The following is a 14,981-nucleotide window of genomic DNA, read 5'->3' on the forward strand; positions in this document are numbered from 1 at the left end:
CTCGCCCCAAAAGCGTACTGAAGGGGGCGCGGATTCGCCGGCGACCGGTCGGCGGTGATGGCCCTGGGGGCGCGAACCGAGGAGCGCGAACCGATCGGCGCGGTTCGGCAGGCACTAGTTCGCCCCGCCCGACCGGTCGGTATGGACGCCACCTACCTCCCCTACGCGCTCCTCGCGATGGGCGCGTACGCGCTCGTCTCGCCGCTGATGCGCGTCGCGACCACGGGGCCGGACGCGGTCCCGAGCGACGTCGCCGTCGTCATCTCCAACACGCTGCTCATCTGTATCGCCGTCGGCGTGCTCGCGTACACCGGACAGGGGTTCGTCACTCACCTCTCGTCGCCGAAGATCCTCCACGTGCTCGCCGCGGGGGTGTTCCTCGGGATCGGCATCCTGGCGCTGTACCGCTCGATCGCGCTCGGACCGGTGAGCGTCGTGACGCCCATCTTCGCGATGTTCCTCGTCTTCTCGTCGGTGATCGGCTTCCTCTTCCTCGGCGAGTCGTTCACGGCCCGCAAGGCGCTCGGGATCGCCTTCGCCGCCGCGTCCGTCTACCTCGTGTCGGGCGCCTGAGAGCCGCCGTCTCCGGGACGGTCGCCTCGACGCTCGCGTTCGCCCTTCGATCCGGGTCCGCCCGCCGCGTGACGAAATCCCTTTAGCGCCGACCGGGAAAGGGTCGGACCCGCCGTGGACCGCCTTCCGAACCCCTTCCGCGCGCTAATCTTGTACATCGGCTTCGCCCTCGCGAGGGTCGGGCTGATCGACCGCCACCGCGTGGTCCGGACGACGGACCTGGCGTGGCCGCGGATCGTCACGGGGATCGCCCGGATGTCGAAGAACGCCGTCGACGTCGCGATGGTCGGCGTCGCCGTCGGCACCAGCGCGGTCGCCGGCGTCGGCTTCGCCGGCCCGTACTGGGGGCTCGCGTTCGCGCTGGGCGGCGGCGTCGCCGGCGGCACCATCGCCCTGGTCTCTCAGCGATACGGCGCCGAGGCGCGCGCCGAGCTCGGCGACGCGGTGCGGTCGAGCGTCCTCCTCGCCGTCGCGGTCACGCTCCCCGTCAGCGCGGCGTTCTGGCTGTACGCCCCGGCCTTCATCGACGCGCTGAGCAGCAATGAGGCCGCGATCGCGCTGGGCGCCGACTACCTCCGGGTCGTCGGGCTCGGCGTCCCGTTCGCCGCGCTCAACCTCGTCGGGAGCCGCGTGCTGGTCGGCTGCGACGACGCCTACACCGCGATGCAGGTGCGGGCGGGCGGCGCGGTCGCGAACGTTGCGCTGAGCGCGCTGTTCATCTTCGGCCTCGGCTGGGGGGTCGAGGGCGCCGCGGTCGGCACCGTGCTCTCGAACGTCCTCGCGGTCGCCGGCTTCGCCGTCGGCCTCGTCCGCGGGCGCGCCCCGCTGATCGGCGAGTTCCCGGTCGCCGTCGACCCGGTCGGCTCGTACCTGAACCCGGAGATGCTCCGAGACCTCGTCGAGATCGGCCTCCCGGTCGGCGCGCGCAACCTCGTCTGGACGGCCGCGGAGTTCCCGATGTTAGCCATCCTCGACGTCTTCGGCGAGAGCACCGTCGCCGCGTTCGTCATCACCCGGCGCATCTGGGGGATCATGAACGCGCCCGGCTGGGGGTTCGGCCTCGCCTCCTCCAGCCTGGTCGGCCAGGAGCTCGGCGGGGAGGACCCGGCGGAGGCCGAGGCGTACGCCCGCGACATCATCCGCTTCTCCGTGGCGACGTACCTGGTGTTCGCGGCGCTGACGGCCCTCTTCGCGACCGACATCGTGACGCTGTTCGCGGAGAGCCCGCGGAGCCCGGAGGTCCCCATCGCCGTGAGCCTCGTGTACGCCGCCTGCGTCGCCGTCGTGTTTCAAGGGGTCTCCGGCGGCGCGGCGGGGCCGCTCGACGCCGCCGGCGACACGAAGATCCCCTTCGCGAGCCAGTTCCTCGGGATGTTCTGCGTCTCGATCCCGCTGGCGTACGTCGGCGCCAACGACGCGACGCCCGCGATCGACGTCCCCCTCACCGGGCTCACGGTCCCCGAGGTCGCGCTCCCCGCGATCGGGCTGTGGGGGCTCTACCTGGCGTTCCTCGCGGAGACGACGATCCCCGCCGCGATCAACTACTGGCGGTTCCGCTCCGGGAAGTGGAAGGGGATCAGCGAGGCGTACCGCCCGGAGGCGCCCGCGGACGACTGAGACGGGCGCCGCGAGCGCGCCGCGTCCGCGGGCGCGGCGCCGTCGCCGTCGGCCGCGAAGGACGGAAAGCGTCAGCGTTTACGGCTCGTGCCGCCTCCTCTCGACAATGACCGTCCCCTGCGTCGCGGTCGAGCGCGAGCGCGGCGAGACCGTTCGCGAGCGGCTCGCCGAGGCCGACGCCCTCGACGGCGACCACGAGATCGCGGTCGACGGCGACGCGATCTACATCCCGGTCGTCGGCCTCGACGCGGTCCCCGCCGATCTGGCGTCGACGATCGTCGAGCGCGACGCCGCCGAGCGCGACCGCCCGCGGACCCCCGCGCAGATACTGGGGTACGATCCCTCGCTGGAGCGGCTGGGCGACATCGTCATCGTCGACGAGGACGACGACGAGCGCGCCCGCGAGATCGCCGACGCCGTGATGACCTCCGACGTGCCCTGCGAGACGGTGCTCAACCGCGCCTCGCCGATCGAGGGCGAGCTCCGCGTCCGCCGGTGGGACGTGCTGGCCGGGAACGGCACCGAGACGGTCCACCGCGAGTACGGCCACGAGTTCCTGCTCGACGTCGCCGAGGTGTACTTCTCCCCGCGGCTCGCGACCGAGCGCCACCGCGTGGTCGAGCAGACCGAGCCGGGCGAGACCGCGATCGACATGTTCGCCGGCGTCGGCCCCTACGCCGTTCCGTTGGCGTCCCGCGGCGCCGAGGTGGTCGCCTGCGACCTCAACGAGCGCGCCGTCGACTACCTCCGCGAGAACGCGGCCCGGAACGGCGTCGCCGACCGCGTGACCGCGATCGCCGGCGACGTGCGCGAGATCGGGGACGAGCACGCGGGCGCGGCCGACCGCCTCGTGATGAACCTCCCGCACTCCGCCGACGCGTTCCTCGACACCGCCGTCCGGCTGGCCGGCGACGACTGCGTGATTCACTACTACGACATCCAACACGAGGACGACCCGTTCGGCCCCGGAACGCGGGCGATCCGCGAGGCGGCCGGCGAGGGGTACGCGGTCGCCGTCGAGACCGAGCGCGTCGTCAGGTCGTACGCGCCCCACGAGTACAACGTCTGTCTCGACGTCAGGCTGACGCGGCCCTGACCGCCGACCGGCCCGGTTCGACTGCGCCGGTAGTTTCGGCAGTGTCACAATTTTATGTTACTGTGGCACGTGTTTCCTATCGCCTATGAGCGACACCGTAGACCCGGAGGAGCGCATCGACGAGACGACGACGTGGCCCGACCTCGCGATCGGCCTCTACGACAGGCTGACCGGGCGCAACGCGGAGATCGTCTACGAGTTCGAGGAGCTGAGCGTCGACGTCCCGAGCGGCACCGGCGACGACGTCGAGCACGCCAACTGGCGGCTCGACGGCACCGTTCGGGTCACGACCCGTGAGCGGGACTGACGCGACGGCGCCGCTCTCGGTCGTCACGGAGGACCTGACGCTCAGCGTCGACGGCGTCGACCTCGACGTCCGGTCGACTGGCGACCGCCTGTTCGTCGAGGTGGCGACCGTCCGCGACGCGGTCCGCGTCGCGCGACGCCTGCCGAACGACGGCGACGCCGAGGGCCCGGCGGCGCTGCTGACCGCGACGGCGCTCACCGCCGAGGTCCGCGTCCGCGGTCGGACGGTCGCCGTCATCGGCGGCGACGCCCGACCCGGCCTCCTGTCCCGCGAGCTCGGCGTCGCGCCCGCAGAGATTCGGATCGCCGGCGCCCTGGCGGCCGGAGCGAACGGCCTCTCGGCGGTCGTGAGGGCGCCGCGACGGCTCTTCGCCTGACGAACGCATCGGAGGATCCCCTCCTGACGAGCGCTCCCGCTCGCTGATCGGTTCTCTTCGGCTCGTCGATCGGCTCTCCCGCCGACGGAACGGGGTGTACGTAGCGACAGCGTGACCGCCGTCCCACCCGTGACCGCGCGGGCTGGGACGGCACGGCCCGTCACATGACAAGAGGCCGCGGTCGTCGGACCGTCGAGGCCAGAGGCGATTTCGCGCTTGGCACGTCGGAGACGTGGGTCAGACGACGGCCGCGGTGGATCGCTGATGGTGGTGACCGCCACGTCGGGTCGCCGTGGGGGGTGCGACCGACGAGACTACAGACGCCCGGCACGGGCTTCGACCGGGCACGCACCGTCGAGGGAGTCGATCCCCGCCGTCTCGGCACGCGATCGGTGCGACCACATCCGAATTGAAGTTCGAACGTGTATTTATGCTTTTTCCTTATACACTTGTGATTATAATCGGTGAAACATACGTATCCGACTGATTTGATGGTAAAAGCGAAACGAACGGTATCTGGCGGCTCGTCTGTGTGTGGTCAGGGATTTCGGCGCACGGGTGCGCGTTGAGTCCCGGCGCCGTCACCGTTTCGGAACCCTTATTTTGCCGTTCGGAAATTGTTAGACGCGCGCCGGAGTAGCTCAGCTGGCAGAGCGATTCCTTCGTAAGGAATAGGTCGAGGGTTCAAATCCCTCCTCCGGCTTAAGGTCGGCTACGCCTCCCTTAGGAACGTTATCACTCCTTAGAGAGGCTCACGTATCAATATTCGCCTTAGGACCACACTTGAGAGAGACATTTGTATAGGTTTGTAGGTCTCCCCTTGCCGGATACATTTGAATAGGTGAGCGATACGGGGCGGCTGCGTCTTGCGATTTCCAAAAAGGAGTTCGTACACGGCGAGAAGCGCGCGCGGCCTACACCCAATCCCCTCCGCGCGGAGAAGGGGTTGGGTTTTGACACGAGTCCCGATCGCGGGCCGCGGAACAGCGTAACCCGGCTCACAAATTTTTGAGTATTTTCCCGCGCGCGAGAGACGATACCCAATAGTCTGGCTACGATTCTCCGAAAGAGGGCTTCTGGGCGTCGTAACCACAGACGGATCTGGGGGATACACTTAATACACTCCTTGAGAGCGATAGCGGGGAGAGTTGTGTACTACTAACCCGTAGTGTCTACTTCAGATTTCTCCCTATGTACTATGAGTTCCACAACGACACACGCTTACAAAGGTCTCGAAGAGCCGGATACTAACAACTCGACATGGTTCGATCCAGATGAACAGTCTATTAACGAAAATTGGGACTCTGGTGACTGGTGGGATGCCTCCTCGGGTTTCCGATTTCAAAAGAAATCTGTATGGTGGACGTACCTCGAACAATTAAATCAGGGAGTTCGGAATGGTAAATATACTAATGGAGCGTATTGGACTTACCGCGACAACGTTGACCTGATACATAATGTATCTGATCAAATAGGGACAACATCTGTTCAGTCAGAGCGGGCCAAGGAGGTCTATTTTTACGTACATCATAAGGATCGAATTGATGGGACTCGAAAGGATGCCACAGCGGTGGCCGTTGTGGCTTATATTATTGAGTACGATGATAACGACAAGCGCCGTTTCGAGCCACAGTGGAAGTCTGATAGTGGAGAAACAGTTGCGGAAACCTTGTCTGAATTATTTAATGTTGATGCCAGACTTATCATCAGTATCTATGGAAAAGTCCGACATTATGTTCGGCTGGCGGATTCTTTTGGCAAACTACCTACCTTCGATTCACAGAATATGGACCGAAGAGGACTGGATATAGAGCCAGATTTCGACGACCCGGAACAGCATATAAAGTCATAATCAAGAATCGTGTGAGGGGGGAGGGGGGTATATATACCCTTAACCATTCTCTATGTTGAGGGCAAAGAGTAGTCCCCAGATAGAACAGGACGAGGGAGAACCCTGTTCAATCTACCTGTTTCAGCAAGAAGGCGCAAGTCTAACAGACACCTATCCAACCCAGCACCGGGAGTACCGGGTTGAAACAGGCTGTTTAGGACCGAGCACTTCTCGCACCACTCGACTCCGTTCGTATCCGGGGTACCGATCCGTGCCGGTTTGAATCCAGAGTCAACAAAAATGACAAGCATTTGGCGACAATATACGGTCCGAGAACAGGACGTAGAACACATCGAACGACTCCGAGAACTGCGGGAAGCGGGTGACGAGATGGAGACGAGCGAGGAACTGGAGGCAAGCCTTCTTGCCCGCTTCGGCGACCCCGAAGCCACCGAAACGTATGAGTGGGCGACGGAAAGTCCGAAAATCGGGTTGTACGAGTCCGAGGCATGGGCCCGAGACGGCGTGCTGGACGGCGACTACCCGAAGACGTTGAGCGAGAACTCCCAAGCGTGACTCCGTGTGGCTTTTGTGGCGGTCCGAAGATGAATGGGATGCCGAGGATACGAAAGACTGTAATCACACAATCTGTTAGTCCATACCCTTTTGAATACCTGAAGCGCGAAGTCAGTAGCCGTGACCAGTATAATGAGAGAGTACGATCTGGAGGAACAGGACGTAGGTTTGACTCGGTTAGTAGTGGTGATCTGGAAAATCTACCTATAGCCGTTCCACCGATCGAGGAACAAGAGCAGATTGCTAACACACTGAAGTTGGTCCAAGATCGGCTTAGATTTACCGAGGACTACACCAACCGGCTCCGGCGACTCAAACAAGGTCTTCAACAGGATCTTCTCTCTGGAACAGTCAGAACAACCGACACTAACATAGAGGTTCCCGACGAAATCACCCAACATGGTTAGCGTCCCCAACGAAGGCGGCGTTGAACGGTCCCTCCTTTCGTGGCTTGACGCCGTCGGTTGGGAAACACACGGACAAGACGGAAGTCGTGGCGCGAATGTTCTCGACGGAAAGTACGACCGCCGGAGTAACGAGGTCATCTACTGGAACCTCCTGAAAGAGCAAATAATCGAAATCAACGACGAAATCACCGAAGACAACGCCGATCGATTCCTCAACTCACTCCGTCGCGAACTTGATTACGAGAACCTACTGGAAGGAAATCAGAATTTCCACGAACTACTCACCAAAGGAAAGTCTTTCACTATCCAAAATGGCGAGAACAGCGGTGAAACAGTCTACGTTGATCTGATCGACTTCGACGATTTGGATGACAACCGATTTCATGCCGTCAATCAGTTCTCCGTCTCCCGAGGAACCACGATCCGCCCGGATGTGACTCTGTTCATCAACGGGATCCCACTCGTTACGATGGAACTGAAGAGTGTCGCACAAGACAACGACTACTACGACGCTATTAGCGATCTCCAACAGTATGAGGACGATGTTCCCCGGATGTTCATGCCGGGACTATTCAACATCGCCGCCGACACGATGGAACTCCGATACGGCTCTGTCGGGGCATCAGGTGAGTTCTACGAACCATGGGACGACGCCCCCGAGAGATATGCTGTAGAAGATAATTCGATGAAACAGGCGGTCATAGCCCTCTGTAACCCTGACACCCTGTTAGACGTACTGAAGAACTTCGTCTTCTTTGAGAAGCGTCCCGGTGGTGACGCCAAGATCATTCCCCGTCATATGCAGTTCTATGCGGTCAACAGAATCCTCGACAGAGTCCAAGAAGGCGTTCATGACCGAGGGCTAATCTGGCACACTCAAGGCTCGGGGAAGTCGTTCACGATGCTGTACGCGGCCGAGAATCTTCTCTCTCGGAGCGAGGTCGCCCGCAACCCGCAGGTCTTCATCATCGTTGATACGGACAAACTCAATAGTCAGATGCGGGATCAACTCGCGAATCTCTCGCTGGCTCAATGGACGGAAGCCGAGTCAATTGACCATCTCCAGGAATTGATTGAGGAAGGGGGTAGCCAACTCGTTCTCACAACCATCCAGAAATTCCAAGACGTTGAGCCGAATGTTCAGGGGAACGACGAAGTTGTAGTCATGTCTGACGAGGCCCACCGATTCATGGAGGCCGATCTCGGAAGTCGTCTTGACGCCGCACTCCCTGATTGTACCCACTTTGGATTTACCGGAACTCCTGTGCGAGAAGGGGAACGCGAGAAGGACAAGAATACGTTCCGCGAGTTCAGTCCCGAGGGGGAAGACTACCTCCACCGCTACTCTGTCAAACAGGGGATCGATGACGGCCTCATTCTCCCGGTCTACTTCACCCTCCGTCATGAGATGGAGTGGGAAGTCTCCGAGGACGCCATTGACGAGGAGTTTGAACACGAGTTCCGGGGAATGACGGCCGAGGAGAAGCGAGAGTTCATCAATAAAAACGTGACCAGCCGGACTATGGCCGAGTTAGAACCTCGTGTTGATCGGGCGGTTCAGGAAATAGAGGAGCATTACGGCGAGAAGGTGGCTCCGAATGGATGGAAGGGTATGGTTGTCACTCCGAGCCGTCGGTCAGCGGCTATGTATGGGGAGCGTCTGATTGGTTCTCTCGGGGAGGACGCTGTCGAAGTTCTCTATACAGCGACTAAGGATGACCCGGACCTGATCCAGCAGTTCCACACCGACAATGAGGAGCGAGACAGTATCGTCAAGCGGTTCAAAGAGGCAGATGAAGAGCCGAGTCTTCTTGTGGTCCACAATATGCTCTTGACGGGATTTGACGCGCCGATCCTGAAGACAATGTATCTGGATCGGAACCTCAAAGACCACAACCTCATGCAAGCGATTGCCCGGACGAACCGGCCCGCTTCAGGGAAGGAAAACGGAGAGATCGTGGACTTCCAAGGAGTCTTCGAGAACATTGACGAGGCGCTTGACTACGACTCGGAGACGAAGGCGTATGCGGCTCGTGACAAGAGCGAGTTGTTCGAAGATCTCGTTGACGAACTGGAAGCGGTCATGAGTATCTTTGACGGTATTCCGAAAGACGACTCGCAGGAGGCTACCAACGAGGCAATATCGCGGATTAGTAAACATCCACAACGTCGCGATTTCAAACAGGGCTTTCGCCGGCTCCAGAACCTCTATGAGTCTGTTGCGCCCGATGGTCGACTCATTGAGGAAGGGATTCAAGAACAATACAAGTGGTTGAGCCGTATTCAGGTGGCCTTTGAGCGTACTACATCCGGAAAAGAGGCCCCGGAAGACGACATGCGGGAGAAGACGCGAGAGATAATCAATGAGAATGTAGATGTGGATGAGATCCGCGACGACTTTCCGACGTATAAACTTGGAGAAGAATATCTGGAAGACGTAGAGGGCTTAGATAATCCCGGCGTGAAAGCCTCCCAAATCGCCCACGCAACACAAGACCATCTTCACCCGAGAACTGGTCAGAATCCTCGCTATCAACGTTTGAGCGAACGGGTGACAGAGATCGTTGAGCGATGGCAAGGCGGAGAGGTGGCCGATCCGGAGGCTGTAGAGGCACTCAAATCAGTTGAGGATGAAGTCCTTGAGGTTGAGCAAGCGGCTGGTGAAGAGGCCGCTGAACGTGCCAAATTTGCCATTCACACTCACTTGACCGAGGAACTTGATGACGGATTTGAGGATGGCGAGAAGGCGACTGAACTGGCAGACTCGATCGTAGATAGGTTTGAGGACCATGTTGATCGGGATTACCCCGGATGGCAAACGAACAAGTCTACTGAACAAGACATAGAGGAGTTGATCCTCGAAGTGGTCGCGCTTGAGTACGATCGGCCCGACTTGATTGATGATCCATTCATGGACGCGATCCGAGATTACCTCATAAACAACTATGTCTGAATCGGCACCTCGGAAGATACCATTGGGAAGCGAAAAGGTCGCCTATGAGGTACGCGAGAGCGACGAGGCAACGCAACCACGGATAGATGTAGACATTCACGGAGTCCGGGTCATCCTTCCAGAAGATTCGACTACGAATCCCGACACGCTTCTCAAAGAGAACGCCGCATGGATTCTCGAAAAGAAGGCGAAGTACGACCAGTACCGCGAGCGTGTACCGGAACGGAAGTTCGAGCCGGGTGAGCGATTTCCGTACCTTGGAGACCAGTATGAGATCGTTGTCGAGCGTCGTTCTTCCTCGCAGATCGCCGAGAACGAATTTCGACTGGCGAAGCACCATATCGAACAGACTTCGGTCCAGCGGGCGTTGGAGATGCTGTATCGGAGGAAAGCCCGGGAGCGGTTCGAGAAGCGGTCTTCTCGGTTTGCGGACGAGATGGGTGTAGAGTACGACGAGATCGAGATCCGGAACCAGCGGACAAAGTGGGGAAGTTGTTCAACGACCGGGACGCTCGGACTGAATTGGCGACTAATGATGGCCCCTCCCGAGGTTGTTGATTATATCATGGTTCACGAACTGGCACACCTTCGGGAACAGAACCATACTGACGAATTCTGGTGCCTCGTCGCGGAACATGATCCGGAGTACGAGAAGCACGCTCACTGGTTAAGCGAGAATAGCCCTCGGCTCGTCTTCTCGGATGAGGACCTCTGAAAGCACCAAAACTGCTGTTTCAGAACTTTTGCGGCGAGAAGCCCGCGAATCCTCGGGACTCTAAGGGTATCCTCACCGCCTCTAATTCGGTACTTTTCACGTTCTGTGAGTTATTTCGTAGTATTCGTCAATTTGTCTATTGCTCGATCTGGCCTCTTTGGGTCGGTTGACGGTTCCATAGGATCTTAGGCGGAGTCCGCTATTGGTCAGGGTACGACGGCTGGCCCCATTCGGGTGTACCGGCCTGTATAGGGGTAGAGACAAATCCTTCTGGCTGGATCCGGACACTCCTATGGGGACAGCGGGACTGTTGCGGTACGTTGCTTAGTCGTAACGGGGGCCTTCTTGCCGAGACAGGATAGTCCTGATAGGAACAGCGGGGCTGTTGCTGTGCTGTTGCTGTCTGTACGTTCCCCTTCTTGCCAGATCAGGATTCCAAATAGGAACAGCGGACCCAATAGGTATCTCCGCACTCCACTCTATCCCACCCCCTCTGTAAGTCTCCCCCTCCCTTTCTCTCCTCGCTCCTCATAGTGGGTGGTTGCCCCAGCCGGGAGAAACATCGATATTTTTGATGTTTCTGTGATTGTATTGTCTAACTCTTTCTCCTGTACCTGTCAGACGCACGAGGATCATCCCAGTTCAATTCTATAGGGGTCCGAATGGTTCTGTCGTGTTTAAAAAAGATTCAACCACGGGCCTCACAGAGAGTCTTAGAGAGGGTGTAGTTTTACTAATCTGACTATTGGTGTTGTAGAGGTGGAGATCTTATTTTGGATAGTCTGCTCTTTCCCTGATTTGGTTTTGATAACGTTTGGTGGTTAGAACTTTATATTCCACTTATTGCGATACGAGAGAACTGCCCTTTAGAGTATGCTCTGTGGTTATATCCACAAGACACAGACACAAAGTGTGTATTGAGAAATGATCCGTGTACGGTAGTTCTCTTATTTCGGCTGTTCTTTTGGATAGTCGATCCACGTGTCCGGTGCCAGATCGACTCTGTCCCAATCCTCCTGACCCCGAAATTGTTCGTAGCGGTTGACCGATTCATTTATTTGTTCGATTAGATCTACAGAGTCTACCCGGTGCCATTCGGAAAGGCAGTTGCTAATACTCCGATCATCGGCCTCGGTTACGTTATAATACGTTCCGAATGTGCGTGCTAATCTTTCTACGGAGGTAGATCCAACTCCGTCTACGTTGATTACTGGGGAATGTTGGCCGGTGTAATCTGTTGAATCGTTCGGCGAATTGAGACCATGTCCGCCGGCTGGATAGGTAGAGAGTCGTTCGATTTCAGCGTTGAATTTGGTAGCCGATTGGACACTGTCTACTGCGTTCTCGATGTGACCGGTTGCGGTTCTGACAGAACCAGTTACTATCGGGTCAACGAAAGTCCCTCGTATGGTGTATTTTTGTGCCTTTTGTGAGGATATAGTTGCTGACACATCATCAGGGGGTTGAGTGTAGCCATTTGGGTCTACATCATGTTTGTCGTCGTACCACTGATCGTAGGTTACCTGTATTCCGTTTGTTAGAGCGATCCACTGTGTGGGCTCGATCTGTTCGGGGAGGTATGCGAGGTGTAGCGATTTAGAGGGATACTCGTTCTTTCTGACTTGGCGATATTCACTTTCGGAGGCGATAGATGAACTGAACGGGCGGTCAACATATGCCCGCTCGTACACTTCCCACTCTCCGAAACGGTGGGGGGACAGTTGGGTGAGTAGAGTGTCAATTTGGCTAATCCACGTATCGCTGGGGGCGTACAGATCCTTTCGGAGTGAGATGGTACACCTACGGGCTCGAAGGTCTTAAACATATCAACTAACTAATAATTCGGAAGGGGTCTTCTGGGCTTTAGAGGTGCCTTGCCCGGGTATTTCTCACCTCATATATCCCGTAAGTGGTCTTTTCGACGTTCGGCTTTTTCATCGTATGAGCCTTTGTCGTAGTGTTTTTCGAGAACCTTGCCGCCCATGTTGACTCGGTCTCCGGTCACGTCTTTGGGTTGGCCGGCGTTTCGTGCGGCCGTGACGTATCCCCGACGAAGGGCGTGGGGGCTGACCGAGCCGGGACATTTGTTGGCTTGGTCGAACGCAAGGGCGTCACAGGTCTCGGTGTCCTTGCCGAAGGGGCACTTCCCGCCGTTGTAGGTACAGGGTCGGGTAGCGGTGTAGATGTTCTTCTGGATCGTCGTGCGGGCGACTCGGCCGTGAGTAGAGGCGAGAAGTGGCGATCGCCCGTTTTCGTCTTTCACGTCCGGTCGGGTGTCGGTGACGTAGTCGTCTATTACGTCGGCTGTTTCCCAGTTCAGGAGTACGTCGCGTTCGCCCTTTGTTTTCTGTTTCAGGGGGGTGCGAGTTTCGGGTCGGTGTCGGATTTCCAGCGCGGGGCGGGCGGTGTCGAAGTCTTCGAGGTCCAGCGCCCGGAGTCCGCCTATCCGCATACCCGTTTTCCAGAGTATGAGGGTGGTGATGTGTCGGGTGCTGGCGTATTCGTATTTGTTCAGGTATTCCAGTATGTCGCTCGCTTCTTGCCGCGTGAGTATGTCGTCACAGATCTCGTCGTCTTCAGAGACTTTGGTGGGGATAACGAGTTCGTGGAGTCCGACAGGGACGGCCTGTATGGACTCACAAAATTGGATGAAGTTGCTGACGGTCCGCATGTCATTGCGGCATGTTATCGGTTTGACGCTGTTGAGCCGCCATGATTCGAACCGGACGAGTTCGTCGCTGTCTACGTCCCGCATGTCGTCTATGTTCCGCTCGTCCAGAAACTCCAACAGCCGTTTGAGGGCCGTGTTGTAGTTGTAGTATGTCTTGTCGGAGACGTGGGCTTGTTTCTTTTTGAGGTATCGTTGCTTGGCGTCGTGCGGCGGTGTCGGTTTGAGTTCCATGGGTGTTCCGCGCACGTTCCCGCTGGAGGCTCGTCCGCGTATGGACCAGCGGTAGCGACGAGGTACAGCGTGCCTCGGCGCGTAGAGGGTTCAAATCCCTCCTCCGGCTCTCCTGACGAAACGAAGTGGAGTCGAAGAGACGCGAGAGGATTTGAATCGGAGAGTGGAGCGAAACGGAACGACCGTGGCTCACAATCTCCTCCTCCGGCTTCCCGCTTCTGTCTCCGACCGAGACCGCTGCGCACGACGCTCCTCAGCTCCGCCGTGCGGTGATCCGCGCGACCACGACGCCGGCGGCGACGAGCATGGCGGCGATGAGACCGTTCAACGCAAGTCCGAGCGATTCGCCGGCGGCCGCGTTCGCGGCGCCGAGGTACAGGAAGAACGCGGCGACCGCGGCGTGGAGGACGAAGACGCCGGTCGGCGCGTTCGCCCCGAGATCGAAACCGATTTCCATATCTCCCGTACGTCGATTCCGGTGAAAAAGGAACCGGGTTCCGGCCCTCCTTCCACCGGGACCGGCGGCTTGGCACATCCATGCCACCGTCACCGCCGCCGTGCCGGCCGTTCCGTCCGGAATCCGATCGTTCGTCCACCCGGCCGCGGAGTGAGTGTTATATTCTATAAAGAATAATAGGGCCGACCCTATGTGACTCGGTGTCATATGTCCTATTATGCGACCGAAATCCGAGAGCGACGGACAAGAACTGTACGAGTGTTTCGAATGCGGGGCGCGGACGGACTCCGGCGGCACGTGCGAGTGCGGCGGCGAACTCAGGCACCTCGGCCGATCGCGGGACCTGTGACGCGAGCCGGTGCGTGGCGGGTCGGCTCCCCTCCGTAGGGAACCGGCCGATTCGCGATCACCGCTCCCGTCACTCGTCGTCGCGGTCCCCGCCGTCGACCCCCTCGTCGTCGCCTTCCGCAGTCGCGTCGTACTCCGGCAGCGAGAGGACGTTCTCGCGGCCGAGTCGGAACCCGTCGAGATCGCCCTCGTCGCGGAGCCCCGTCACGACCTGGCTCGTCTTGGCGGCGGTCCAGTCGAGCTCCTCGGCGACCCGCTTCTGTTTCATCCGCCCGCCGTTCGCCTCGACGAGCCGGAGCACCTGTTCCTCGTTGCTCAGCAGATCGTCGTCGACCGGTGGCACGCTGGCGTCGTCGACCGATTCGCCGGATTCGGGCTCCGACCCGTCGCCGGCCGCCGCGGTCGCGCTCGCTCCGGCCGCGCCGCCACCGGCGACTGCGTCGCCGTCTGCCGCGCTCGCAGCGGTCGCGTCCGCCTCCGAGGCCGCCGTCGCCGCCGACGCTCCGTCGGGACCCGACCCCCGCCACGGTCGGCGGCGATACCCGACGGCGACGGCGACCGCCACGAGCAGCCCGAGGCCGACGAGCGGGAGGAAGCCGGCGCCGAGCCCCGCCGGCTCGATCGTCACGCGCGGCTCGCCCTCGGTAAAGTCGACCGGTCCCTCCCAGACGACGGCGGCCTCGCGGGTCTCCGTCGGCGATGGGGACGCCTCGCCGAGCCGGTAACCGTCGGGCCACGAGACGATGAGCGACGTGGTCTCGTCGAGGAACAGCGCGTCGACGGCGTCCCCGACGCGGACTCGGTCATCCTCGACGGCCGCGAA

14 protein-coding genes and 1 tRNA gene are annotated in these 14,981 nt (G+C 59.7%); 12 read left to right on the forward strand and 3 right to left on the reverse strand.

Going from position 1 to position 14,981, the window contains the following annotated elements; genetic code table 11:
• Positions 1 to 141: 141 nt before the first annotated feature.
• From SD626R_RS07500 to SD626R_RS07545, 11 genes are all read left to right on the forward strand, one after another.
• Positions 142 to 573, forward strand: coding sequence for an EamA family transporter (locus tag SD626R_RS07500; protein ID WP_092565287.1), 432 nt, complete (start codon positions 142 to 144; stop codon positions 571 to 573).
• Positions 574 to 687: 114 nt separating this feature from the next.
• Positions 688 to 2,190: an MATE family efflux transporter gene (locus SD626R_RS07505; RefSeq protein WP_092565289.1), complete on the forward strand. Its 1,503-nt coding sequence runs from the start codon at positions 688 to 690 to the stop codon at positions 2,188 to 2,190.
• Between the two features lie 106 nt (positions 2,191 to 2,296).
• The gene (locus tag SD626R_RS07510; RefSeq protein WP_092565291.1) at positions 2,297 to 3,286 is read left to right on the forward strand and encodes a class I SAM-dependent methyltransferase; all 990 of its coding nucleotides are present in this window, start codon (positions 2,297 to 2,299) and stop codon (positions 3,284 to 3,286) included.
• Positions 3,287 to 3,371: 85 nt separating this feature from the next.
• On the forward strand, positions 3,372 to 3,593 hold the full coding sequence (locus SD626R_RS07515) for a hypothetical protein (protein WP_092565293.1): 222 nt from the start codon (positions 3,372 to 3,374) through the stop codon (positions 3,591 to 3,593).
• Positions 3,580 to 3,969, forward strand: coding sequence for a peptide ABC transporter ATP-binding protein (locus SD626R_RS07520; protein ID WP_092565295.1), 390 nt, complete (start codon positions 3,580 to 3,582; stop codon positions 3,967 to 3,969). Before SD626R_RS07515 ends, SD626R_RS07520 begins: the two co-directional genes overlap by 14 nt.
• Positions 3,970 to 4,599: 630 nt before the next feature.
• Positions 4,600 to 4,672 (forward strand) — tRNA-Thr (locus SD626R_RS07525).
• 495 nt (positions 4,673 to 5,167) lie between these two features.
• Complete coding sequence (locus SD626R_RS16375; protein WP_137782495.1) at positions 5,168 to 5,821, forward strand: hypothetical protein; 654 nt, start codon at positions 5,168 to 5,170, stop codon at positions 5,819 to 5,821.
• A 369-nt stretch (positions 5,822 to 6,190) separates the two neighbouring features.
• On the forward strand, positions 6,191 to 6,376 hold the full coding sequence (locus SD626R_RS07530; protein ID WP_092565297.1) for a hypothetical protein: 186 nt from the start codon (positions 6,191 to 6,193) through the stop codon (positions 6,374 to 6,376).
• Between the two features lie 38 nt (positions 6,377 to 6,414).
• Entirely contained in the window at positions 6,415 to 6,783 is a 369-nt protein-coding gene (locus SD626R_RS17480; protein ID WP_394324698.1) for a restriction endonuclease subunit S, read from the forward strand.
• Positions 6,776 to 9,736 carry a type I restriction endonuclease subunit R gene (locus SD626R_RS07540; protein ID WP_092565301.1) on the forward strand — a complete coding sequence of 987 codons (2,961 nt, stop codon included), beginning with the start codon at positions 6,776 to 6,778 and terminating at the stop codon, positions 9,734 to 9,736. The genes SD626R_RS17480 and SD626R_RS07540 overlap by 8 nt, the downstream gene beginning before the upstream one ends.
• Before the next feature lie 22 nt (positions 9,737 to 9,758).
• Positions 9,759 to 10,451 carry a M48 family metallopeptidase gene (locus SD626R_RS07545; protein ID WP_241996625.1) on the forward strand — a complete coding sequence of 231 codons (693 nt, stop codon included), beginning with the start codon at positions 9,759 to 9,761 and terminating at the stop codon, positions 10,449 to 10,451.
• A gap of 1,894 nt (positions 10,452 to 12,345) precedes the next feature.
• On the opposite strand, the gene SD626R_RS07550 is transcribed toward SD626R_RS07545, so the two are convergent.
• The gene (locus tag SD626R_RS07550) at positions 12,346 to 13,353 is read right to left on the reverse strand and encodes a tyrosine-type recombinase/integrase (RefSeq protein WP_092565305.1); all 1,008 of its coding nucleotides are present in this window, start codon (positions 13,351 to 13,353) and stop codon (positions 12,346 to 12,348) included.
• Positions 13,354 to 13,606: 253 nt separating this feature from the next.
• Positions 13,607 to 13,810, reverse strand: coding sequence for a hypothetical protein (locus SD626R_RS07555; RefSeq protein WP_092565307.1), 204 nt, complete (start codon positions 13,808 to 13,810; stop codon positions 13,607 to 13,609).
• A 217-nt stretch (positions 13,811 to 14,027) separates the two neighbouring features.
• On the opposite strand from SD626R_RS07555, the gene SD626R_RS16385 reads away from it, so the two are divergent.
• On the forward strand, positions 14,028 to 14,159 hold the full coding sequence (locus SD626R_RS16385; protein ID WP_137782492.1) for a rubrerythrin-like domain-containing protein: 132 nt from the start codon (positions 14,028 to 14,030) through the stop codon (positions 14,157 to 14,159).
• Between the two features lie 69 nt (positions 14,160 to 14,228).
• Here the strand turns inward: SD626R_RS16385 and SD626R_RS07560 are convergent.
• Positions 14,229 to 14,981 (reverse strand): helix-turn-helix transcriptional regulator (locus SD626R_RS07560; protein WP_394324697.1); only part of this gene is annotated, 753 nt, incomplete at its 5' end.

Origin of the sequence: Halorubrum sp. SD626R (genome assembly GCF_001261915.1) — an archaeon.
Taxonomy (GTDB): Archaea; Halobacteriota; Halobacteria; order Halobacteriales; family Haloferacaceae; genus Halorubrum.

Excerpts from the sequence above, each read along its gene's own strand:
- SD626R_RS07500 (WP_092565287.1), top strand. The coding sequence starts at position 142 with ATGGACGCCACCTACCTCCCCTACGCGCTCCTCGCGATGGGCGCGTAC.
- SD626R_RS07510 (WP_092565291.1), top strand. The coding sequence starts at position 2,297 with ATGACCGTCCCCTGCGTCGCGGTCGAGCGCGAGCGCGGCGAGACCGTT.
- SD626R_RS07515 (WP_092565293.1), top strand. The coding sequence starts at position 3,372 with ATGAGCGACACCGTAGACCCGGAGGAGCGCATCGACGAGACGACGACG.
- SD626R_RS16375 (WP_137782495.1), top strand. The coding sequence starts at position 5,168 with ATGAGTTCCACAACGACACACGCTTACAAAGGTCTCGAAGAGCCGGAT.
- SD626R_RS07530 (WP_092565297.1), top strand. The coding sequence starts at position 6,191 with ATGGAGACGAGCGAGGAACTGGAGGCAAGCCTTCTTGCCCGCTTCGGC.
- SD626R_RS17480 (WP_394324698.1), top strand. The coding sequence starts at position 6,415 with ATGCCGAGGATACGAAAGACTGTAATCACACAATCTGTTAGTCCATAC.
- SD626R_RS07540 (WP_092565301.1), top strand. The coding sequence starts at position 6,776 with ATGGTTAGCGTCCCCAACGAAGGCGGCGTTGAACGGTCCCTCCTTTCG.
- SD626R_RS07550 (WP_092565305.1), bottom strand. The coding sequence starts at position 13,353 with ATGGAACTCAAACCGACACCGCCGCACGACGCCAAGCAACGATACCTC.
- SD626R_RS07555 (WP_092565307.1), bottom strand. The coding sequence starts at position 13,810 with ATGGAAATCGGTTTCGATCTCGGGGCGAACGCGCCGACCGGCGTCTTC.
- SD626R_RS16385 (WP_137782492.1), top strand. The coding sequence starts at position 14,028 with ATGCGACCGAAATCCGAGAGCGACGGACAAGAACTGTACGAGTGTTTC.